Origin of the sequence: Pseudomonas sp. M20 (assembly GCF_045037865.1) — a bacterium.
GTDB lineage: Bacteria > Pseudomonadota > Gammaproteobacteria > Pseudomonadales > Pseudomonadaceae > Aquipseudomonas.
On sequence record NZ_CP173611.1, the window covers coordinates 4,334,922 to 4,354,660 of the forward strand.

Genomic DNA, 19,739 nt, shown 5'->3' on the forward strand with positions numbered 1-19,739 from the left:
CGGGGTGGTCAAGCAGCACGGCCGCTGGCTTGTACAGTATGGGCCACTATTGGGCCAACTCCGGCTGCGGCTTTCGTATATAGGGCAGCAACTCAGCGTGGGCTGGCGTCGACTCATTCATGTCCAACTGCTGTTTAGCGCCGAGGTAATGCTGGCTGAACACGTCGAAATAGGCGTCCAGCGCAGAAGCCGCGTCGCTGTCACCGGCCAGTTCCAGGCACAGCGCCGCGACTTCGGCAGTGCACAGGTGCTCGCTGCGGGTCGAACGGCGCAAGCGGTAGCGTGAGAGTTTGTCGGGCAGCAGGCTGAGGATCGGCAGACGGTCAAAGTACGGGCTCTTGCGGAAGATCTTCCGTGCTTCGGTCCACGTCGCATCGAGCAGAATGAACAGCGGGCGCTTGCTGCTATCGGGAGCGACCGTATTGGTCACCCGTGACGGCTCGACGTATTCGCCGGGAAACACCAGATACGGTTGCCATTGCGGGTCGTTGAGCAGCGCCAGCATCTGTGGATCGGGCTCGGTACGCGACCAGATAAACGCATGGTTATCGCGCACCACGTCGGCAATCAGCCAACCGGTGTTGCTCGGTTTGAACACTTCCTTGCCGGTCATGATCAGGCACACGCCCGACCGCGTCTCGACACTAGGTCGCCAGGCGCACAGGCAATGGCTGATGATCACCCGGCAGTCGCGGCAACGCTCGGAGCGAAAGCCACGGGCCTGAATCGGCTTGATGCCTTCATCTTCGCGCTGATCGCGCAAACGGGCGACGGCGTTGGGGGCATGGTTCATCGCAGGCAGCGCCGGCAGACAGGGAAACTCGACACGAACAACACTCGTCAGGGCAATAAAGGCCGGCAGTTTACCAGAGCGACGGGCGCAAGCCTGTACCCTCCCGACCGGCTCCCCTATAATTCGCCGCCACTGAACGCACAGTCACGTGGCTGGTCGAACCACCAGTCACTGAACCAGGAGAGTTTCATGCTGCGCCTTATCGTTCCCACCGCTGCCATTCTGCTGGCGTCGTCCTTCACCGCTCAGGCTGCCTCCCTGAGTGAGCAGAATCTGAACCGCGAGCTGCGCAACGTCGCCGCCCAAAGCAGCGTCGGCACGCCACGCGCCATCAGTGAAGACATTCTTGATCAGGGCTTCACCGTTGAAGGCACGCAGTTGATCAACCACCTGAGCGTGCAGAAAAGCCACGCCGACAAGATGCGCGCTGACCCTAAAGCCGTGTATTTCCAGTTGGGCGCTTCGGTGTGCAACAACCCGTCGTTCCGCAAGCTGATGGCCAAGGGCGCGATCATGCGTTACGACTTCACCGAAGTGAAAACCAACAAAGCGATCGGCTCCGCCAGCTACCAGGAATCGGATTGCCCGAAAGCCGGTCCGGCGAAAAAGAAGTAATCATCGCGAATTGGCGCGCCGCTGTTCATCCTCGGCGCGCAGTTCGGCCAGCAAGGCCTGTAAATAGTGTGAGCGGCGCTCGCCGCCGGCCAAGCGCCGGCAGCACTCTTCTTCGAGACTGAGATGATTGGTCTCGGCTGATGCCTTCAACATTCGATACAACTGCGTATCGATCTCCAGAATCACTCTGGCCATGTGTCCCGCCTCCTTGCCACCCGCAAATCCTTGAATCGCGTGCACCGTGACGCAAAGCTGTCGTACGACGCCTGTAAGTTAGTTAATCAGAGGGATTGCCGCTCGGCGCAGGTTCGGACGAGCGGTGAAGGAACCGGCGAACAATCAATAAACAGTTGCCAGGCAAAACGTTGCGGCGCAATGATCAAGTCAGCGCAAATGCGCGCAAGGGTCTAGATTCAGAGTATTCCCGATCATTTTTCAACGGCAGGAAAGGAACTGCTGATCGTGTGTTTTTTGCAGCGCGGTACTGACGCCGCTCGTCAGGGCCATCCGCTCTGTGCAGAAGGAGACGTTGAATGCCTTACCAACCGAATGACCTCTTGAGCCGTCATTTTCAGGAAAGCGGCCCCGACCTCATCTGTAAGGTCGAAGAACAACTCAGCCGTGTTTCCCCCAACAGCCCGAACATTCCCATCTACCGCGACATGATCCTGACCGTGCTGCGCATGGCCCAGGAAGACCACAACCGCTGGAACGCCAAGATCACCCTGCAGGCTCTGCGCGAACTGGAGCAGGCGTTCCGGGTGCTGGAGCAATTCAAGGGCCGACGCAAAGTCACGGTGTTCGGCTCGGCGCGTACACCAGTCGAACATCCTCTATATGCCATGGCCCGAGAACTCGGCGCGGCGTTGACCCGCTCGGGGATGATGGTCATTACCGGTGCGGGCGGCGGCATCATGGCCGCAGCCCATGAAGGTGCCGGCCGTGATCACAGTCTCGGTTTCAACATCACCCTGCCCTTCGAACAACATGCCAACCCCACTGTCGATGGCACCGGTAATCTGCTGCCGTTCCACTTCTTCTTCACGCGAAAACTGTTTTTCGTCAAAGAAGCCGACGCGCTGGTTTTATGCCCGGGCGGTTTCGGCACGCTGGATGAAGCACTGGAAGTACTGACGTTGATCCAGACCGGTAAAAGTCCATTGGTGCCGGTGGTGCTGCTGGATGCACCCGGCGGCACATTCTGGCAAGGCGCGATGGACTTCATTCGCCAGCAACTGGAGGCCAACCGCTACATCCTGCCTACCGACATGAAACTGATGCGGCTGGTTTACACCGTTGAGGAAGCGGTGGAACAGATCAACCAGTTCTACAGCAACTTCCACTCCAGCCGTTGGCTCAAGCGTCAGTTCGTGATTCGTATGCATCACAAGCTCAGCGATCAGGCGCTGGCGCACATACAGGAAGCGTTCGCCGATCTGTGCCTGAGTGACCAGTTTCATCAACACGACTACAGCGGTGAGGAACACGATGAAGCGCAGTTCAGCCATCTGGCGCGGCTGGCCTTCGCCTTCAATGCCCGCACTCACGGGCGCCTGAGGGAGTTGATCGACTACATCAACCTGCCGGAAAACTGGGCTCAGTCAAAACCGCAAACAGCACAACGTTCGCGCGAACCCTCCAAGGTAATTTGAGGGCAAAAAAAAAGGCCCGCTATTTTCATAGCGGGCCGTTTTTATTGAAGCAGTTTAATCGTCCATCCCTCGACCGCTGAACAAGCGGTTGATCATCTCCATCGAAAAACCCCGATAGGCCAGGAACCGACCTTGCTTGGCCCGTTCCTTCGCATCAATCGGTAAATGCCCGGAGAACTTCCGGCGCCAGGTGTCCTGAAGTTGTTCCTGCCAACTGATACCGCTTTCGCGCAGGGCGAGTTCGATATCGGCGCGCTGTAAACCGCGCTGGCCCAGCTCTTCGCGAATTCGCAGAGGGCCGTAGCCGGAACGGGCACGATAGGAAACAAAGCTTTCAAGGTAACGGGCTTCGGAAAGCAGTCCCTCTTCCGTCAAACGGTCGAGGGCTGTTTCGATCATCTCCGCCTCGGCGCCGCGCTGACGCAATTTGCGCGTCAACTCGACTCGACCATGCTCGCGGCGTGCAAGCAGGTCCATGGCGGTTCGTCGCACCGCGACGAGGGTATCGAGTACGGCGGTGGTCATCGCTGCAATCAGATGTCAGCGTCGGCCAGGTCGTCTTCAGTCTCTTTGACTGCAGAGGCCTTGGAGTCGATCACTGCTGGAGTAAGCAGCTTGTCACGAAGTTGCTTCTCAAGCTTCGCGGCGATTTCCGGATTGTCTGCCAGGAACTTGGCCGAGTTAGCCTTGCCCTGACCGATCTTGGTGCCTTCGTAGGCATACCATGCGCCGGACTTCTCGACGAAACCGTGCAGCACACCCAGGTCGATCATCTCGCCATTGAGGTAGATGCCTTTGCCGTAAAGAATCTGGAACTCAGCCTGACGGAACGGCGAAGCGACCTTGTTCTTCACAACCTTGACGCGGGTTTCGCTGCCGACCACTTCGTCGCCTTCTTTCACCGCGCCGGTACGGCGGATGTCGAGACGAACCGAGGCGTAGAACTTCAGCGCGTTACCACCGGTGGTGGTTTCCGGGCTACCGAACATCACACCGATCTTCATACGGATCTGGTTGATGAAGATCACCAGGCAGTTGGCGTTCTTGATGTTACCGGTGATTTTACGCAGCGCCTGGGACATCAGACGGGCTTGCAGGCCCACGTGCATGTCACCCATTTCGCCTTCGATTTCAGCCTTCGGCACCAGTGCAGCTACGGAGTCGACGATGATCACGTCAACGGCGTTGGAACGCACCAGCATGTCGGTGATTTCCAGCGCCTGTTCACCGGTGTCCGGCTGGGACACCAGCAGGTCGTCGACGTTAACGCCCAACTTGCCGGCGTACTCAGGATCGAGGGCGTGTTCGGCGTCGACGAATGCGCAGGTCGCGCCGGCTTTTTGCGCCTGGGCGATCACCGACAGTGTCAGTGTGGTTTTACCGGAGGATTCAGGACCGTAGATTTCAACGATACGGCCTTTTGGCAGTCCGCCAATGCCGAGCGCGATGTCCAGACCCAGAGAGCCAGTGGAGATAGCCGGGATCGCCTGACGGTCCTGATCGCCCATACGCATCACGGCACCCTTGCCGAATTGACGTTCGATCTGACCCAGGGCCGCAGCCAAGGCTTTCTTCTTGTTGTCGTCCATTAAAGTCCTCACGTAATCAATAAGGCCTGACGGCCAACACCTGTATAAGTAGCCAGTATTATTCCACAGCGTTCGCGGATCGCCTACCCCTGATTTTCGATTTCTCGTGCCGCTAGTCGCAGGAGCCCCTCTAGCGCGGCCTTCACCGTTTGTCGGCGGACATCATCGCGGTTGCCGGGGAAGTGCTGAACCTCACTGGTGACCGTTTCGCCAACGCCCCACGCCAGCCACACCGTGCCGACCGGTTTGTTCGGCGAGCCGCCGTCCGGCCCGGCCACACCACTGACTGCTACGGCAAATCGCGCCAGGCTTTTGTCCTGGGCACCACGCACCATCGCCTCAACGACCTCGCGACTGACTGCCCCCACCGACTCGAACAATTCACCCGGCACATTCAGTTGCTGGGTTTTCTGCCGGTTGGAGTACGTCACATAACCCGCCTCGAACCACGCCGAACTGCCGGGAATCCGTGTGATGGCTTCGGCAATCCCGCCACCGGTACAGGACTCGGCGGTGGTGACGTGGGCATTGAGCAGTTGCAGACGTCGGCCAAGGTCGGCGGCCAGTTGAGTGATCTCTTTCACGGCGTGCTCCGGATCGTGTGGAATGCCTCCACCGTACACGAGCCGGTTGCGCTTTCAATACACAGACTCATTCAAAATGTTCGGGCGCCAGCGCTCTGACATAGGCCTGACAGGCCTGCAAGGCAATCATTCCACGGTCGCCGGTGTCGGTGATGGCGATAATTCGTTGAGCATGCGCCGGGTCAAGTCGGGCGCGTACGGTTGCATGATCCACGCTGCCGGCGCCGGCGGTGGCTGGCACGTTGCAGCCTGGGGCAACGTCGCTGGCGTCGAGAAGGACTGACAGGCGCACATCAGCAGTGGCAAGGCGATCGCGCAGGCGATCCTGATCACGTTGGGCATCGCTCAGCGCTCGGTAGTGGGTTTTTTCACTGGCCGCGAGCCGTTGCTCCAACGCCAGACGTTTATCCTGCTCAGCCTGTTGCACGGTGGCGGCGGTCTGGGTCAGTTGATTGAGGGTTTCGCCGTTTAACCGCGCCTGCTCGGCCAGTTGCCGCCCGTAACGCCACTCCTGCAACTGCCAGGCCGCTGCAAATCCACCCGCAGCCAGCAACAGGACGCCGATCATTCGCCAGGGGATTGGCATAGCACCGCCCTCGCCCGCGCCCAGATTTCCAGACGATCCTGCAAGCCGTTCAACCCGCCGTTGATGCGACGGGTAATGGTGTTGAACTCGTCGCGGTCGGCCAGTGCGTTCAAACCTTTCTGCTCCCAGAACCATGCCGCGGATTCGGCCGCCCATTGCGGCTGTTCGAGCAATTCGGGCAGAGACAGCAGGCGCTCATCGCCGAACAGGCCAAGGCTGCACTGGCGGTAATTCGAACGGCCGGTAATCTGGATCAACCCGCGCCCTCGGTATTTTTGCCCGTCGCCGTCGGCTTCAGGTGTGTTGCCCAGACGCAAGGCCAACGTACCCGTGTCGTACTTGCTCAGGTATTGGTTGTTGCCCAGCTCGCGCACATAACGCAATTGCCCCGACTCATGGCCGACCTGCGCAAGAAACGCAGCAATACGTTTAGGCGTGTCGATGCGCCGCCGAGTCATGGCAGTGTTGAGTGCAGAAACAAAAACGCCCGCTTGGGAGCGGGCGTTGGGCATGATGTCGATAAGGTTGTTTTCAGTTAATTGCATAATGCTTGATCCTCCCTGGATATTGCCCCGATTGAATCACGGTTGAAGGCCAATGCCGCTCAGCCATTTTTTTGCCAGAGTTTTCAGGGTGCTGTCCGGCGTCAGTTCTTCGGGGGATGCAAACACCCAACCGAGGGTGCCGAAGTTGGCGGCCCAGCCGATTTGCGGTGCCGGAGCGATTTCAGTGATGTCGATCCAGAGCAGATCCGGATGAAACATCTCGGCCATATTTCCATCGGTGGAGAAGAGTTCGACCACGGTGTTCTGGGTGATGCGTGCGTAGGTTTTCATCAGGCGTACTCGTAGATGATCACGGCACCGGGAGCGCCTGCTGCGCCCGGTCTACCCGGCTGATTGGTTGTGTTAGCGATCCCGCCCGCGCCTGAACCATAACCGGAACCGGGGGCAGCCACACTCAATGCGACGCTGCTCGCATACCCACCACTGCCGAGCGGTGAGTTTGCGCCGTGCCCGGCAAGTGTTGATCCGGTGAGGCACATCCCTGGGTTGCCGGCCGCACCTGCCGAATTGACAATGTTGCCGCCACTTGAGGTTTGGCTGGGAAAACCACCCACATACAAGCCGAATCCAGGAAGCGTAAGCGGAGAACTCGAGGGAGACCCGCCGCCACCGGTGGCCGTAACCAATGAACCCAGCGAACTTGTACCGCCACTTCCTCCGCCTGTGCCGACAACCCCCGCCGCGCCCCCAGCCCCCACGGTAATGATTTGGCTCTGCCCGATCGCGGCAGAGGATAACCAGGCTTGTGCGTAGCTACCGGAAGCGCCACCGCCTGTAAGGGAAACCTGGGTAGAGTTCGTCGCACCGATTCCCGAGCTGCCACCACCTCCGCCGACGATGGTGACCCATACGTTCTTCATTCCCACTGCTGGCACATAGATGCCGGACGCAGTAAATGTCCTGATCCCCAAGAGCCGGCCACTTGCAGCATTGCCACCACTCGCATACACCAGCACCCAACTATCCAGTGCTGCGCTGTACACCACCGAACACACACTACCGCCGACAATCTCGGCAGGGCGCAATGCACTCGCTGCGAGACTGACCAGCGGCTTGGGCATCAGCCCGTTCGGTGCAAACGTACTCGCCCCGGTATTGGCATTACCGGCAGTAAAGCGCAGCGCCAAGCCGTCCTTCAATACAGTGACGGCAGGCACATAATTGGCCATATAGAGATTGGCCGCGCCGATGTCAGTGGCATGTTTGTCTTCACCTGCCTGACTGAGTTTTTTCACCGCTTGCAACAACTGGGTTGCATCGGCTTCGCTCGGCTCAAGGCCGGCGGATTTGACGACGTTCAACAACTCATCGGTGACGCTGTTGCCCCAGGTCGCCGGGATCAACGATCCGGGCAATCCCGCGACGACGTCTTCATTGACGAATTTGCCATTCACCAGCCCGACGCTGGGAACACTTTTTGGATAGTCCACGTTAGTTCCTCAACTGTCTGTCTGAAGCAGGCCTTCCAGCCAGTCAGGCTCAACTGGTCGGGAAAGCACATTGGGAAAGTCCGGATCATTCGGCCAATCGCGCAGTGCCTGCCGATACACCAATAGTTGTTTGAATTCCTCGGAGCGCAACGTCGTGCCCTCGCCCACTTCCAGTTCTTCGGCATCACGAAACACCAGCCACTGGGTGTTTTGCAGAACGTGGTTGCGCCATGCGCGCTCGTGGCTGGCAAGCGTTGCAGGAGAAACGACGGGGTCGGTCAAAACGGGCTGACCACTGGCGCTGGCGCTGATGACTTTGCCGCTCGCCTGCCCGGCAAACAGTTCGGTGTATTGCGCCTGGGTGATTTCCACCGCCCCTGCAGGCAGTTCGGGAAGTGCGCTGTCGACCAGATCAAAGCCCAAGCTTTGTGCATAAAAGAAAATCGTCATGGTCAGTACCCCCAAACCAGAATGCGGCCCGAAATGCCCGGATCAGCCTTTACACTTGAAGCCAGGACGCTTCGGACCCGAGCGACCACCGTCGTTGTCGTGGAGCTCCCGCCGTCAAATGCCCAAACGGTAACGTTGGAGGCACTCCATCCTGCCGGGTTACCTTCATTGGCAATACCTCCGAGGACAGCATTGGGAAACCTGATTGGCAGCGACACCGTCATGTTGCCATTCGCATCGGAGCCCCCCGTTACCCACTGCACGATCAAACCGCTGGGAAACTTTTGATATCCCGATGTGGCGAACTGTGCGGCGTAATTGGTTGAGTACTTCAGCGCAGCGGTGCCATAGACCACCCACACTCCAGACTCCCTGACGAAGTTCGCACTCTCACCATTGTTCATCACGATCGACGCCAGATAAGCCCCTTGAGGACTGATCTGCGCACCGGTTTTACTGGTCACCGTGACGGGCGCACTGTTACGGCAATGCAGGCTGATCGTCGCGCCGCTCGGCACCGCAGCAGCATCCGGAAGCGTCACGGTATACGTCGCGTTGCCGCCCAGGCCGATAGAACAGCCGACATCGACCGGGGTCAGTTGCGTGGCCGCATATATACCGCGAGCACTGGCATAACTGCCTAGCGCCCGCTGCACAAACTCGGATGTTGCTGCCGAGCGTCCACCATCAAACTGCGGCGCCGTCATGAACAATGCCGGACTGCGCAATGCCGCCAACAACTGATTGTTCGACGACTCGTTCGGCGTCAGACCAGCCGCCTGAACAACGTTAAGAATCTCTTGCGTGACGCTGTTGCCCCACGTCGCCGGGATCAGCGAGCCGGGTTTACCGGCGATCGGGTCTTCGTCGACAAACTGGCCATTGACCAGGCCGACACTGGGCACACTCTTGGGGTAGTCCAAGGTTTATCTCCTTAATCTGAAAATACATTGGGCGCAGGCCTCAGCCGCTTGAAGCGGCTAACCACACCGAGGCCGAAGACCGGGAGACGGTCAAAGGAACAAACGTTTCCTTGTGCAGGTATCAGTCGTTCACGACAACGCCGGGAACTGCCGGCCAGGCGACGGCATCGGGAAAACCGCTCTGCTTTTCAATACGGTTCAGCTCCACGCTGTAGAGCTTCCATTCGATCAGCAGTAGTTGTTCGTCATGGTTGGCATCGCCGATATCTTCGGCGTACTGCAGGGGGGCGATGCGCAGCACGGCATCGCGTAGCAGTGCGTCGCGCTTAGCGAGGACGACGCGTTTGCGATCCGCCAGCTGCGCAACCTCATCAACCTGCCAGGCGTTGCCCACCCAGACGTGAAAGCCACCCGGAAAAGGCAACCGGGTGAAGCCCTCCGGCAATTCGCCAAGCGCGTTCCAGGTTTCCCGAATGCCTGTGTCAGTGCGGTAGACATCGCCACGACAATCGATCTGCTGTTGCAAAGAACCCTTGTCATAGGCCCAGGCAAAACCCTCAGGCGCAGGGGAGAGTTCGATGCTTAGCGTCACCGCATTGCTTGGCAGTTGCAGACCGATTCCCGGCACGAGCGGGAACTCGACAGGGCCAACCAAGGCACCGCTGTCATCTATCAGATAATTGAACATGGGCACCTCAGATCAGTTTGATTCGCGCGGGATAGGCGATGTTTCGCGGTCGGGTTTCAGCGGCGAAATTGCCGATACTGCCGATGTAGGCATCATTGTCGAATGCAGGGTTGGGATAGGTCGTTGCCACCGTTGCTGAAGTCGGTAAAAAATTGACGTTGGTGGTAACGTCCCAGGCGATATCCGGAATCGCTGGAGCAGGCTTGAATGTCGCCCCGGTTCCAGTCGGCAGATAATGGTTGTGGCTTTGCAAGGCGTGCATTTGCAGGCTGCCTATTACACGTCCAGCATCAACGCTTCTGTTCTCACTCAAAACCCGCAAAAACTCGCCCCGAATCTCGGGAATTCGAAAGTTCGAAGCGCCATCGCCACTGGTCCAGCCGCCTTCTCTGCCAGTTCGCGCAGCTTCTGTGGTCAGCGCTCCGGATAGCTGGGCGAAATCCCACAGCCACGGCCATTCGGCGCGCTTGAACAGATCACCGTTGGGAACGCCATAACCTCCTGGGTTAAGCGTTGTGGTGGTCTCGAAAAACGGGCGTCCCAAGGCGGTATTGTCGAAGCGTCCTATCGGCCACCAGCTCCCCGTTCCGTCACTGCGCAGATGCCACCAGTCACCTCCCCCCATCAGCACCAGAAACGGATAGCCGCTGGCCGACAAGTTGGTGTGAAAGCGAATCCTGTCGGTGCCGGATGCTTGAACAACGAGGCGATTGCCGCTGTTGTCGACACGACGAAGAATCACATCGCGTACACCCAGAGAAACATCCGCCGGAGGTAAAGTCAGGGTCACGGGAGCGGGACTGCCATCGATCAAAACGAGACCGAGTTCCTGCTCAGCCAGTGACTTGGAAGCTGCAAGCCGGGTAATCACCGAACGCACCGGACTAGCGCTGCCAACAATCGATTGAATCGCCTTGAATAGTTGGCTGGTATCCGCCTCGGAAGCCACCAGCCCGCCACCGCTGATCACACTCAGAATTTCCTGAGTCACACTGTTGCCCCACACCGCCGGAATCAAAGAGCCCGGCGTACCCGCCACCGGGTTTTCATCGACGAAGCGACCATCGACCAGGCCGACGCTTGGGACGCTTTTTGGATAATCCATAGGTTGTTCGTTCCTTTGAAATGACAAATGACCGGCGTCGGCACAGCGTCTTCTGCGTGCCTGTCCACGGTCCGTTTTCTGAAAATAAAAAGCCCACAACGAAGTGGGCTTGGCTGACGCAGTACGCAGAATTTTCGGTTTAGCTGGAAAGGCCGCTGGCCAATTCGCGAATGGCGACCAAAGCTTCGTCACCAGCGCTGCGCGCCAGATCCATGTTGCCTTTGGCAGCCTGCGTGCGAATTTGCGCTTTGGCCTTCAGGCGCAGCGTACGCAGCGCCAGCAGATGGTCGGTCAGTTGATCGGCCTTGCTCAGAATCTGCTCGGCGGCTTGTTTGGCAGTGCGTCCTTTGACCACCCACGCAGCGACCGACAGCGGCACTTCCTTTTTCGGGTAACCGGCGTCCTGATAGGCCTGAGCATCGGCGGCGGCCTGGGCGTATTCCATGGCCTTGAGCGGGTCGCCGGCCAATGCGATGCGAGTGCTGTCGGCAGCGGCGTCAACTTTGACGCAAATCTGTTCAACTTCCTGCGCATTCAATTCAGTCTGTTTGTCTGCGTTCAGAACCCATGCCACACCGTCCCAGTCATGGGCGGCAGAAGGTTGAGGAAGGCGCATTTCGCCGTCGAACTGATGAAGCTCCTGAATAACGATCATCGAATAAGCTCCCAGGAAAACTGGACGTTAACGGCATCGGAAAAATTGACCGCGATACCGACGCTGTAATCAGTGACGGGATGGCTCTTGATGCCCATGCTCAGTAGCAGTTCATCACTCTCCGCGTTCGACTGGCCAAGGTTGTGCTCTGCCTGATAGCACTGCCACAGCGAGCGCAAATTGGCATGATCGAAACTGGCGGCCAGCGTTGAAACCGTCACGTCGTTGACGATGTTGTTAGTGAACAACACACAAGGAGTAACCGTTGCGGGGTTCCAGCCACCTGCGTTATTGGAGCTGCCAGCAATCATGGGCGACAGGAAACAATAATTGCCCCCCGCCCAGCCGGTTGATGGAAAACCAACAGCCGTCACTGCGGTTGAGGACGGCGTTGGATTGCCGGCAACCAATCGGGCAGAACGTGCGTGCGGATCCAGTGGCAGGAAAATTGCGCCCGTGCCGTTGACCGTCTGAGTCCAGGTCAAGCGCGCACGGTTGTAGATGGTTCGAACCGTGGGCACCGAGCCCGGTGCGCCGGTCACGATCCAGGCCAGGCACATGTCCAGTGCCGTCGACTGGAAGCCGCCACCGGCGGCACCGTTGACCGTTCCTTTCAACGACTCGGGCGTCACGTCATGGATGTTGCCACGCTGCACGTAGAACGTCAGCGCACCGCCAGAGACCTGAGCGCGTAAAAAGTAATGGCTGCTGGGCAACAGATCCGCACTGCTCCAGGCCGACGTCACAAACGTGCGCGAACGACCCAACTGGCCATTCACGACTTCCTGACCGAGGCTGATATAGGTGCCTGCCGCAATGGAAACCCTGCCACCACTGGTGGATGCCGCAGCCGGGCTGACCGTCAACCGACCATCGGCGGTGGCTACCGTCGGCAGCGGCAATGCCACCAGCGGCAACGCCAGATCCTGATTCCAGCCCTTGGCCGTCACCGACTGAATCGCTTGCAGCAACTGATCGTATTTTTTCTCGTCCGGCGTCAGACCCGCCGCATTGATCACACTGAGAATTTCCTGGGTAACTCCGTTACCCCAATCCGCCGGGATCAGCGATCCCGGGGTTCCGGTCATTGGGTTCTCATCGACAAACTTCCCATTCACCAAGCCGGCGCTGGGCACACTGTTCGGATAATCCATGGCTTATTCCTCCCTAGTCATAATTGATGTGCACCTTGGTATGCGCCGGTGCACTGCGGTGAATCAGGCATTCCAGCGCCGACCCCGGATTGACGCCGAAGCGCTCGCCCCAGTAGCTCGCGCCGAAACGCCGACCGAGCAGCAAGCGCCCGCCGGTGTTGAGGGTCCACATGAACTGCGCTTCCCACGTGCCCCAGTGCGCCGAGCCGAAACGCGAACGGCCCATGCGAGGGGCTTCGAGTTCGGTGATGGTCGCGTTGGGGTAACCCTGGCTTTTGGCGATGTCGATGTAGTAACCGACAGCCTGGCTCCCCACCGCGAGCAAGCGCCGGCGTACGGCGAGGCGGCGGTCGTCGAACAGCGGTGTGGCGCCCAGGCACGGGTCGGGCAGGTTCATCACCTGTTCCCAGTCCGGCACCAGTTCGCTGACGCCGGCCGGGTCCATTTCGTTGAGCAGGTCGGCGGCGCGCGCATCGAGGCGCGCCAGTTCGACGGCGACGCCTTGCAGCACTTCCTCCAGTTCCGGCACCCGTTCCGGATCCCACGCCGGGCCAGTGGGCAGCAAGGCTCGCAGTTGCGCCTGATATTGCGCGGCGGTTCTTATGCCCCCCATACGCAACCTCCGAAGGTCAGCAGTTCGCTTTGCCCGGCAGGCACGTCAGCAGCCGGCGCGGTCAGCGTGTGATCGTACTCACCGCCGGCGCTGCTGATGGCTTCGCGGATATGGCTGATCAGCAACGGCACACCCAGATCGGCTTCGCGGTTGTGCAGGTCGCGCAACTGCGCCTCAACGGCGGCGCGCACAGCGGTGGTGTCCGGATTAACGCTCTTGAAGCGATACACCACCGGCACTTGAATCGGCCGCTGCACGTGCACTTCCGCCGTCACTGGACGCAGCGGTTCGATGTAGTCCTGAACTTCCGCCAATTGCTCATCGTTCGGCACCGGTTGCGGGTCTTCGTCACGCATGATGAATACCGTCACCGTGCCCGGCCCGAGCAAGCCGCCACGACACCAGGCGCGGGTCACGCCCGGCACTTCCAGTGCCCAGGTCTCGTAGTCGCTGGCCGAACCGCCATGGGGAATCACGCGGTAGGAACGGATCACCCGCGAGCGCAACGACTCCAGGCTTTCCCGCGCCACACCGCCGCTGAGTCCCGGCGCCAGCACGACAAAACTGTTGCCGACCACACCGGCAATCGGCTGCACCGGCGTCAGCGCCAGCCCGGCGTCGGCATTGCCGAGGCTGCCGGCATCGAGTGCGGCGATGGTGGTGGTGTTGCTGCCATTGACCGTGGTGCGCGCGGCGGTGACTTTGTAGGTGCGGCCGTCATTGGTTTGCAGCAGCGTATCGGCGTCGAGCACCGCGCCGGCAGTCGCGGTAAAACTGACGCTGCCGGTGGCGACTTGCGCGGGTTTACGTGGCTGGTTCAGGCGCAGTGCGGCAATCCGCTCCAGGGTGGATTCATCGGCCTTGTCCGGCAGAATCTGCTCGGCAATCCAGTCGAGATAACCGTACAGGCCAAAAGCGGCGCCACCGAGGGTACGGGCCAGCACTTGCGCATCGGACTGGCGCAGCGAATCGCCGGCCAGGTCGCTTTGGGTGCGCTTGATCAGCACCGGCAGCGAAGGGGTTTCAAACGGCATAGATCACCTGCCAACTGTTATCGGGGTTGATGTCCAGACGTTCGCCGTCGGCCAGGGTCAGGACCGTGCGCAGGTTCAGGCGCTGAGCGTCGAGGCGTTCGCTGATGATGTCGATGGCGCTGCAGTGGCCGTCGTCGATCAGCCATTGCAAGGCTTCGCGGGCATAGAACTCGGCGTCCATCTGCGTTTGTCGGGTCAGCTTGACCCGGCGCAACAGCCACAGCCGCGAGCCGATACGGTCATCGGCGACGGTAGGAAAGCTGTCGCCCCACCAGCCGAAACGCTCTTCGTCGTCGAGGGCGTCGTCATCGGCGGCGCGACGCCAGGTGAACAGGCTGATGAGCACGGCGCGGGTCAGCGCGGCGTGGAGATTTTGGCTGATCAGCATCACTTGCCTCCTGCCGGCGCGCCGGTCTGGCCGCTGCCGGCCTGTACGCCGACGTGCACGTGTTTGATCTGGCTGATGCCACCGGCGAGTTGATCGCCGGTGGACACGATCTTGCCGGTCTGATTGATCACCGGCGTATCGAAGTTCACCGCGCTGCTGGCGCGGATGTTCAGCGTGGCGGTTTCGATGTCGATGATCCGCCCACGCTTGAAGTGAATCTTGTCGCCCTCGTCGGTGTAGATCGCCACTTCACCAGCGGCCAACGCTTGCAGGCGATAGCGGCGGTCAGCGATGACCAGAGCGATGGCGTGGGAACGGTCGCCGCCGATGAACGTGACGACACCTTCGGCACCGGCCAGCGGATGGCTGGTGAAACCGTAAGGTTCGAAGTGCTCCATATCGTCGTTCACTTCGCCGGCGGTGAGGCGCATTTGCAGCGATTGCAGCTTGGATGCCGAGTTGGCGAGCACGACAGTGCCGCGCGCCAGCAGGCGTGTCAGTAGGCTCATGAATTGTCCTCAAAGGTAGGCATCACGCGATCCACTGTGGGAGCGAGCCTGCTCGCGAATGCGCTGGGTCAGGCAGTGTGATGTTGAAGCTGCCAGCGCTTTCGCGAGCAGGCTCGCTCCCACAGGGTTCGGAGTCAGGCTCAGGTTTTTTTCGGGGGCGTTGGATCAGGATCGAAGGTATGCGGCGGCGCCACTTGCAGCGTGGTCACCGAGCCTTGCGCCGACAGCGAATACGTGACCTTGGAGATCAGCATGTCGCCATCGAACCCAAGCACCGGATCCGTGACTTTGACCAGCGTGTTGTGCCGCCAAAGATCACCGTTAGCCTGGCGCCAGCCCTGCACCTGATACGTGGTGGTCTGCGCCCGCCCCATACGGGTGGCGCACTCCCACTGGGCGCGTTGCTGGGCCAGTTCGAACGTCAGCGCGGTGCCTTCGTTGATGATGGTGGTGCGTCGACGTTTGAAGCTCAGATCGGTCGCGCTGGATTCAACCTCGCTGACTGCCGCCCCGCTCTTCTTGTCCGAACCTTTCTGCTGGCCGATCACCCGGTATTCGGAGAACACCTGGCTCTGATCCATCGGCGCATTGGCCGACAGGATATTCTTGCCCAGCTCCAGCGCATCACTGGCCCGTCCACCGCTGCCAGGCTTGGCCAGCACCAGCCGGCCCTGCGCGTCATCGGTGGAAAACACCCGGAACAGCGAGAGTAACCGGTCGATCGACTGGAACACTGTTTCGCCCGGCACGATAGTGTGTTTGGCGAGCCGCGCGGTCTCGGGAATTTCATTGACCACCATCAGCCCGTACTCCATCGCCAGCGCCTGAACGATGTTCAACAGCGGTTGCTCCTGCCACTGGTTCGGCTGGTTTCTGGCGGCGCAATCGACCAGGTCCTGGGTCTTGGAACTGCCCTCGATGCTCAGGCTGATCTGGCGCCCGTCATAGCTGATCGGCGCCTTGAACACATAGCCGGTGAGCACCAGGTCCTGGCCGATTTTCACTTCGCAGGGGTCACCCGGCTTGATCCGCTGGTCCACCGTCTGCCCCGGCCACTGCCAGGTGATGTCAAGTTTGAAAGTGCGGAACTGGCGCTCCAGATCGGCCGTGATTTCCACGCTTTTCCATCCGCCGTATTCCATGTTGTTGACGGTCAATGTGACGCGGTTATCCATCTCGCTCATGGCTCACTCCCTGGACACTTTCACGTCGTTGGGGGAAAAGCCCGGATGGTTCATCGCGTTGCTCTGAGTCACTTGGGTCACCCGTGTGGCATCGGCAAATTGCTTGTAGGCCACAACCAGCGCCGGCAAGCTTTCCTGGAACGATTTGGTGACCTGTCGCACACCGGATGACGCAACTGCCTTGAGATGCGCCAGCAGCGCTTCCTTGACATCGTTGATTGCCTGGTGGTGCTTGGGATCGGCCTTGTCCAGCATCGGATCAATGGCCACCCCGACAGCCTTCTGCAGCGCTTTCATTTCATCGGTCACCGGTACTTCCGGACGGGTCACCGGTTGATCCGCCTGATGCGCCACCGAAGGTGTCGACGAGAGTTTCACTGCGGGGGTCGCCACTGGCATCGACGCCACCCACTGCGCCACTTTGACCAGCATCGTGTCCTGCACCAGATCGGCCATGGCTTGCGCTGCGGCGTTGGTGTCCTTGCCGGTGGTGATCTTCGGCGCATCAGCCTTGCGGATGGCTTCGAGTTGCTGGGAGACGTCAGCAATCACGCCACGGTAGCCCTCCTTCGCAAACTCCTTGAGCTCCTTGATATCGCCGAGCAAACCCTTGAATTCCGCTGCCACTTCCTTGGGCAGCTCCTTCACGGCTTTAACCAGTTCAGTGATCTGTTTGTACTGCTCGATCAGCGGTTTGAGCTGCTCCTTGATCACCTCATAAACCCCGGTCAGGCTGTTGCGCAGATTGGCGATGCCGATCCGCGCAGCCTTGATCAGCGTCATAGCCTGCTCGAAGCGCGCCACCGCCGAACCCAGCAGTGTGTCGGCTTTGGCCAGCAGCACTTTCTGCGTGCTGACGCTGGCAGTCGGAAACGGCAACGGCTGATCGGGATAGAACTTCAGGGTAAAGGTCACCAACCCGCCGTCCTGGCGGGTGTGGGTCATGTCGCATTCACCGACCTTGACTTGCAGGCGCCCGAGCCACGGATGCACCAGTTCACCACTGCCCGCCTCCAATGCCTTGAGCAGCTTGTCGCGCTGCTCCAGGCAATCGGCGCCGATGATGAACGCCGTGACGTCGTGAATCCTGGCCTGCTGGCCAAGATCTTCGAAATACGGCAGGTCGCGCTGCGGATACTCGTGCAACTGACCTTTGCGACCGACCGGGGTTTTCGCCTGATCGATCCAGAAGCCGACACCACGAAAGGATGCCGGCAACAAACGGTCACGCCAGTTCATTGGAACCTCCTGCCGACAACGAGCGGTAGCCAATGCGCGAAGACAGCGCCAGGCCCGGTTGATTGCTTTGCGGTTGATCGGTGCGCATCCCCGGCGGTGCATTGACGAAGCTCACCGTCAGGCCACCTTCGAGTTGCGTGCGGTTGTTGGCCGCGCTTTGCTGGATCAGTGCGCCGGAAGTTTGTGGCAGCGTGCTGCTCATTCCTTGCGCCCCGGCAGGCGCCGCAGCGCTGGTGCCGGTGATCGTGGCGAAGAACCCGGAGAAATTGCCACCGAGCAGTTCTTTGACTTGTCCGAAAATACCTTGGAGTTTTGTCCACATATCACTGAACCAGTCGAGAACGGGCTGCCACTTCTGCTGGATAGATTCCAACGGCGACTGACTGAACAGATCACCCAAGGTTGCTTTCACCGATTGCGCGTCTGTGTTCAGCGTTGCCCACAAACCGGAGAAATATTCAGTAACGCCATTCCACTTCGCCATGACCGCTTCCACGGGAGCGTTGCCGAACAAGTTCTGAAACTCGCTTTTCAATGGCTGGGCACCCGCCCGGAGAACGTCCCACAGCGCTGAAAAAACCGGTGCCAAGGGTTGCCAGGCGCTTTCGACCATAGCGGTCGGAGACCAGGAGAACGTCGATTTGAGTTGCTCCCAACCGCTCGCCGCAATGCTGTGCATGCTGCCAACCGCATCGAAAACCGTATTTTGCGCAGAACCCCAGACCGTCGACATGTTGGTTGCCAGCGTGCCGTCGAACAGCGATGTAATGCTCGACCAACCGGTTGCAACTCTGTTGCCCATATCGTCGATGGCCGTGAAGACCGCGCTTTGTGCGGAATCCCATACGCCTGACATTCTGGCTGTCAGTGTGCCGTCGAACGTTGACTTGACCGACTCCCATCCGGCCTGTGTCGCCGCATAGGTACGATTCCAGTACCCGCTGACGACTTCATCGGCGGAGTTCCACAACGCCGTCATTTTTTCCAGTGGCGAGGTGTACAACCGGGTCTTGAGGCTTTGCAATCCAGCCGCAGTGCTGACAGCTGCACTGTCCCAGTAAGCGCCGACGGAGGTGCGAGCCGAATCCCAGGTTTGTTCGATGAAAGCGCCGAATGCATGCAGACCTTCGGACGCACCCGCCGCAAGACGGCTGGCACCGGTAATGGCATCAGCGCGCATTTCCTGCCACTTCAGCGAAGCCGTGGCACTCATCGAGTCGAACCGTTGCCTTGCGTCCGCGACCATCTCATCCCAGCCCTTGCTTACGTCGTCGATGCCGCGACGGGTCGCATCGCTGATCGACTGCCAGTTCCGGCTGAAAAAGCCCGAGATCGCCCCCCAGTTGTTGGTAATCAAGCGCGCGCCGATGACGATGACCGCCACCGCCGCCGCAATCGCGGCGGCAATCAAACCGATCGGTGAGGTCAGAATACCCAACACACCCACCAGCCCCATCGCACCCACAGTGACCACCGTGAATGCGACAGCCGCCGCCGCCAGCCCTTCAACAAGAGAAGGATTGTTCGCTACAAACTGGCCAATCGAAGTAATCACTGGGGTGATTGCGGTGACGATGCCGTTCACCGCTGGCAACAACGCGTTGCCAATATTCAGCGAGATCTTGTCCAGCGCTTCGTTGAACTTTGCCAGGTTGGCCGAAGTTTCCCCCTGCACCACTTTGGGCAGTTTCAGGCCCTTGTTCGCCATGACCTTTTTTGCCAGCGCATCCTGCGCCTCGATGGCTTTCTTGATGCCGTCCTGAAACGGCTTGAGCAAGCCACCTTCGGAAATGAACCCGGCGACGTCCAACGGCTCGAGGCCGCTGTCCTCCATGCTTTTCTTGAATGCTGCGACCTTGCCGCGCAGCCCTTTCATTTCGGCTTCCATCTTCTCGGCGCCCTTGAGCACCACAAGCATGTTGACCGTGACAGGAAAGGTCTGCGGAATCAGGCTCAAATTTGTATTCGCCATCACTGCACCT

24 protein-coding genes are annotated in these 19,739 nt (G+C 59.7%); 2 read left to right on the forward strand and 22 right to left on the reverse strand.

What is annotated here, in order from left to right; genetic code table 11:
• Positions 1-46: 46 nt before the first annotated feature.
• Positions 47-793, reverse strand: a complete 747-nt coding sequence (locus ACI514_RS19280) for a tRNA-uridine aminocarboxypropyltransferase (protein ID WP_405122217.1) — start codon at positions 791-793, stop codon at positions 47-49.
• A 189-nt stretch (positions 794-982) separates the two neighbouring features.
• Here ACI514_RS19280 and ACI514_RS19285 point away from each other — a divergent pair, with 189 nt between their 5' ends.
• Positions 983-1,408, forward strand: a complete 426-nt coding sequence (locus ACI514_RS19285; RefSeq protein WP_008077172.1) for a PA3611 family quorum-sensing-regulated virulence factor — start codon at positions 983-985, stop codon at positions 1,406-1,408.
• On the opposite strand, the gene ACI514_RS19290 is transcribed toward ACI514_RS19285, so the two are convergent.
• Positions 1,409-1,603 carry a hypothetical protein gene (locus ACI514_RS19290; RefSeq protein WP_034154934.1) on the reverse strand — a complete coding sequence of 65 codons (195 nt, stop codon included), beginning with the start codon at positions 1,601-1,603 and terminating at the stop codon, positions 1,409-1,411.
• Between the two features lie 338 nt (positions 1,604-1,941).
• Here ACI514_RS19290 and ACI514_RS19295 point away from each other — a divergent pair, with 338 nt between their 5' ends.
• Positions 1,942-3,060 (forward strand): TIGR00730 family Rossman fold protein, encoded by a 1,119-nt coding sequence (locus ACI514_RS19295; protein WP_405122218.1) that lies wholly within the window; start codon positions 1,942-1,944, stop codon positions 3,058-3,060.
• 54 nt (positions 3,061-3,114) lie between these two features.
• Here ACI514_RS19295 and recX read toward each other — a convergent pair whose 3' ends face one another.
• The 20 genes from recX to ACI514_RS19395 all read right to left on the reverse strand — a co-directional run bounded on the left by recX (position 3,115) and on the right by ACI514_RS19395 (position 19,729).
• A complete protein-coding gene (gene recX, locus ACI514_RS19300) occupies positions 3,115-3,585 on the reverse strand; it encodes a recombination regulator RecX (protein WP_160056309.1) in 471 nt (156 codons plus the stop codon).
• A gap of 8 nt (positions 3,586-3,593) precedes the next feature.
• Positions 3,594-4,649, reverse strand: coding sequence for a recombinase RecA (gene recA / locus ACI514_RS19305; RefSeq protein ID WP_007908746.1), 1,056 nt, complete (start codon positions 4,647-4,649; stop codon positions 3,594-3,596).
• 83 nt (positions 4,650-4,732) lie between these two features.
• Positions 4,733-5,233 carry a CinA family protein gene (locus tag ACI514_RS19310; protein ID WP_160056307.1) on the reverse strand — a complete coding sequence of 167 codons (501 nt, stop codon included), beginning with the start codon at positions 5,231-5,233 and terminating at the stop codon, positions 4,733-4,735.
• Positions 5,234-5,300: 67 nt separating this feature from the next.
• Positions 5,301-5,819, reverse strand: a complete 519-nt coding sequence (locus tag ACI514_RS19315) for a lysis system i-spanin subunit Rz (RefSeq protein ID WP_160056305.1) — start codon at positions 5,817-5,819, stop codon at positions 5,301-5,303.
• Positions 5,798-6,364, reverse strand: a complete 567-nt coding sequence (locus tag ACI514_RS19320) for a glycoside hydrolase family 19 protein (protein WP_160056303.1) — start codon at positions 6,362-6,364, stop codon at positions 5,798-5,800. Before ACI514_RS19320 ends, ACI514_RS19315 begins: the two co-directional genes overlap by 22 nt.
• A gap of 36 nt (positions 6,365-6,400) precedes the next feature.
• Positions 6,401-6,655 carry a hypothetical protein gene (locus ACI514_RS19325; protein WP_405122219.1) on the reverse strand — a complete coding sequence of 85 codons (255 nt, stop codon included), beginning with the start codon at positions 6,653-6,655 and terminating at the stop codon, positions 6,401-6,403.
• The gene (locus ACI514_RS19330; protein ID WP_160056299.1) at positions 6,655-7,815 is read right to left on the reverse strand and encodes a hypothetical protein; all 1,161 of its coding nucleotides are present in this window, start codon (positions 7,813-7,815) and stop codon (positions 6,655-6,657) included. Before ACI514_RS19330 ends, ACI514_RS19325 begins: the two co-directional genes overlap by 1 nt.
• Positions 7,816-7,824: 9 nt before the next feature.
• On the reverse strand, positions 7,825-8,265 hold the full coding sequence (locus ACI514_RS19335) for a phage tail assembly chaperone (protein WP_405122220.1): 441 nt from the start codon (positions 8,263-8,265) through the stop codon (positions 7,825-7,827).
• Positions 8,266-8,267: 2 nt separating this feature from the next.
• A complete protein-coding gene (locus tag ACI514_RS19340; protein WP_160056295.1) occupies positions 8,268-9,188 on the reverse strand; it encodes a phage tail protein in 921 nt (306 codons plus the stop codon).
• A gap of 121 nt (positions 9,189-9,309) precedes the next feature.
• A complete protein-coding gene (locus tag ACI514_RS19345) occupies positions 9,310-9,876 on the reverse strand; it encodes a tail fiber assembly protein (RefSeq protein WP_160056293.1) in 567 nt (188 codons plus the stop codon).
• A gap of 7 nt (positions 9,877-9,883) precedes the next feature.
• Positions 9,884-10,981: a phage tail protein gene (locus ACI514_RS19350; protein WP_160056291.1), complete on the reverse strand. Its 1,098-nt coding sequence runs from the start codon at positions 10,979-10,981 to the stop codon at positions 9,884-9,886.
• A 139-nt stretch (positions 10,982-11,120) separates the two neighbouring features.
• Positions 11,121-11,636, reverse strand: a complete 516-nt coding sequence (locus ACI514_RS19355) for a phage tail protein (RefSeq protein ID WP_160056289.1) — start codon at positions 11,634-11,636, stop codon at positions 11,121-11,123.
• Positions 11,633-12,790: a phage tail protein gene (locus ACI514_RS19360; protein ID WP_160056287.1), complete on the reverse strand. Its 1,158-nt coding sequence runs from the start codon at positions 12,788-12,790 to the stop codon at positions 11,633-11,635. Before ACI514_RS19360 ends, ACI514_RS19355 begins: the two co-directional genes overlap by 4 nt.
• A gap of 13 nt (positions 12,791-12,803) precedes the next feature.
• A complete protein-coding gene (locus tag ACI514_RS19365) occupies positions 12,804-13,403 on the reverse strand; it encodes a YmfQ family protein (protein ID WP_034154917.1) in 600 nt (199 codons plus the stop codon).
• Positions 13,391-14,437 (reverse strand): baseplate J/gp47 family protein, encoded by a 1,047-nt coding sequence (locus ACI514_RS19370; RefSeq protein WP_160056285.1) that lies wholly within the window; start codon positions 14,435-14,437, stop codon positions 13,391-13,393. Before ACI514_RS19370 ends, ACI514_RS19365 begins: the two co-directional genes overlap by 13 nt.
• Positions 14,427-14,825, reverse strand: a complete 399-nt coding sequence (locus tag ACI514_RS19375) for a phage GP46 family protein (RefSeq protein ID WP_003222234.1) — start codon at positions 14,823-14,825, stop codon at positions 14,427-14,429. Before ACI514_RS19375 ends, ACI514_RS19370 begins: the two co-directional genes overlap by 11 nt.
• On the reverse strand, positions 14,825-15,334 hold the full coding sequence (locus ACI514_RS19380) for a phage baseplate assembly protein V (protein WP_110720163.1): 510 nt from the start codon (positions 15,332-15,334) through the stop codon (positions 14,825-14,827). Before ACI514_RS19380 ends, ACI514_RS19375 begins: the two co-directional genes overlap by 1 nt.
• A gap of 140 nt (positions 15,335-15,474) precedes the next feature.
• Positions 15,475-16,518, reverse strand: a complete 1,044-nt coding sequence (locus tag ACI514_RS19385) for a phage baseplate assembly protein (RefSeq protein WP_405122221.1) — start codon at positions 16,516-16,518, stop codon at positions 15,475-15,477.
• Positions 16,519-16,521: 3 nt separating this feature from the next.
• Complete coding sequence (locus ACI514_RS19390; protein WP_160056281.1) at positions 16,522-17,757, reverse strand: DNA circularization protein; 1,236 nt, start codon at positions 17,755-17,757, stop codon at positions 16,522-16,524.
• Positions 17,744-19,729 (reverse strand): hypothetical protein, encoded by a 1,986-nt coding sequence (locus ACI514_RS19395; RefSeq protein ID WP_405122222.1) that lies wholly within the window; start codon positions 19,727-19,729, stop codon positions 17,744-17,746. Before ACI514_RS19395 ends, ACI514_RS19390 begins: the two co-directional genes overlap by 14 nt.
• Positions 19,730-19,739: the final 10 nt, after the last annotated feature.

What these genes read in the sequence shown, in the direction of transcription:
- ACI514_RS19280 (WP_405122217.1), bottom strand. Translation starts at nt 793, where the DNA reads ATGAACCATGCCCCCAACGCCGTCGCCCGTTTGCGCGATCAGCGCGAA.
- ACI514_RS19285 (WP_008077172.1), top strand. Translation starts at nt 983, where the DNA reads ATGCTGCGCCTTATCGTTCCCACCGCTGCCATTCTGCTGGCGTCGTCC.
- ACI514_RS19290 (WP_034154934.1), bottom strand. Translation starts at nt 1,603, where the DNA reads ATGGCCAGAGTGATTCTGGAGATCGATACGCAGTTGTATCGAATGTTG.
- ACI514_RS19295 (WP_405122218.1), top strand. Translation starts at nt 1,942, where the DNA reads ATGCCTTACCAACCGAATGACCTCTTGAGCCGTCATTTTCAGGAAAGC.
- recX (WP_160056309.1), bottom strand. Translation starts at nt 3,585, where the DNA reads ATGACCACCGCCGTACTCGATACCCTCGTCGCGGTGCGACGAACCGCC.
- recA (WP_007908746.1), bottom strand. Translation starts at nt 4,649, where the DNA reads ATGGACGACAACAAGAAGAAAGCCTTGGCTGCGGCCCTGGGTCAGATC.
- ACI514_RS19315 (WP_160056305.1), bottom strand. Translation starts at nt 5,819, where the DNA reads ATGCCAATCCCCTGGCGAATGATCGGCGTCCTGTTGCTGGCTGCGGGT.
- ACI514_RS19320 (WP_160056303.1), bottom strand. Translation starts at nt 6,364, where the DNA reads ATGCAATTAACTGAAAACAACCTTATCGACATCATGCCCAACGCCCGC.
- ACI514_RS19325 (WP_405122219.1), bottom strand. Translation starts at nt 6,655, where the DNA reads ATGAAAACCTACGCACGCATCACCCAGAACACCGTGGTCGAACTCTTC.
- ACI514_RS19335 (WP_405122220.1), bottom strand. Translation starts at nt 8,265, where the DNA reads ATGACGATTTTCTTTTATGCACAAAGCTTGGGCTTTGATCTGGTCGAC.
- ACI514_RS19345 (WP_160056293.1), bottom strand. Translation starts at nt 9,876, where the DNA reads ATGTTCAATTATCTGATAGATGACAGCGGTGCCTTGGTTGGCCCTGTC.
- ACI514_RS19350 (WP_160056291.1), bottom strand. Translation starts at nt 10,981, where the DNA reads ATGGATTATCCAAAAAGCGTCCCAAGCGTCGGCCTGGTCGATGGTCGC.
- ACI514_RS19355 (WP_160056289.1), bottom strand. Translation starts at nt 11,636, where the DNA reads ATGATCGTTATTCAGGAGCTTCATCAGTTCGACGGCGAAATGCGCCTT.
- ACI514_RS19360 (WP_160056287.1), bottom strand. Translation starts at nt 12,790, where the DNA reads ATGGATTATCCGAACAGTGTGCCCAGCGCCGGCTTGGTGAATGGGAAG.
- ACI514_RS19365 (WP_034154917.1), bottom strand. Translation starts at nt 13,403, where the DNA reads ATGGGGGGCATAAGAACCGCCGCGCAATATCAGGCGCAACTGCGAGCC.
- ACI514_RS19370 (WP_160056285.1), bottom strand. Translation starts at nt 14,437, where the DNA reads ATGCCGTTTGAAACCCCTTCGCTGCCGGTGCTGATCAAGCGCACCCAA.
- ACI514_RS19375 (WP_003222234.1), bottom strand. Translation starts at nt 14,825, where the DNA reads ATGCTGATCAGCCAAAATCTCCACGCCGCGCTGACCCGCGCCGTGCTC.
- ACI514_RS19380 (WP_110720163.1), bottom strand. Translation starts at nt 15,334, where the DNA reads ATGAGCCTACTGACACGCCTGCTGGCGCGCGGCACTGTCGTGCTCGCC.
- ACI514_RS19385 (WP_405122221.1), bottom strand. Translation starts at nt 16,518, where the DNA reads ATGAGCGAGATGGATAACCGCGTCACATTGACCGTCAACAACATGGAA.
- ACI514_RS19390 (WP_160056281.1), bottom strand. Translation starts at nt 17,757, where the DNA reads ATGAACTGGCGTGACCGTTTGTTGCCGGCATCCTTTCGTGGTGTCGGC.
- ACI514_RS19395 (WP_405122222.1), bottom strand. Translation starts at nt 19,729, where the DNA reads ATGGCGAATACAAATTTGAGCCTGATTCCGCAGACCTTTCCTGTCACG.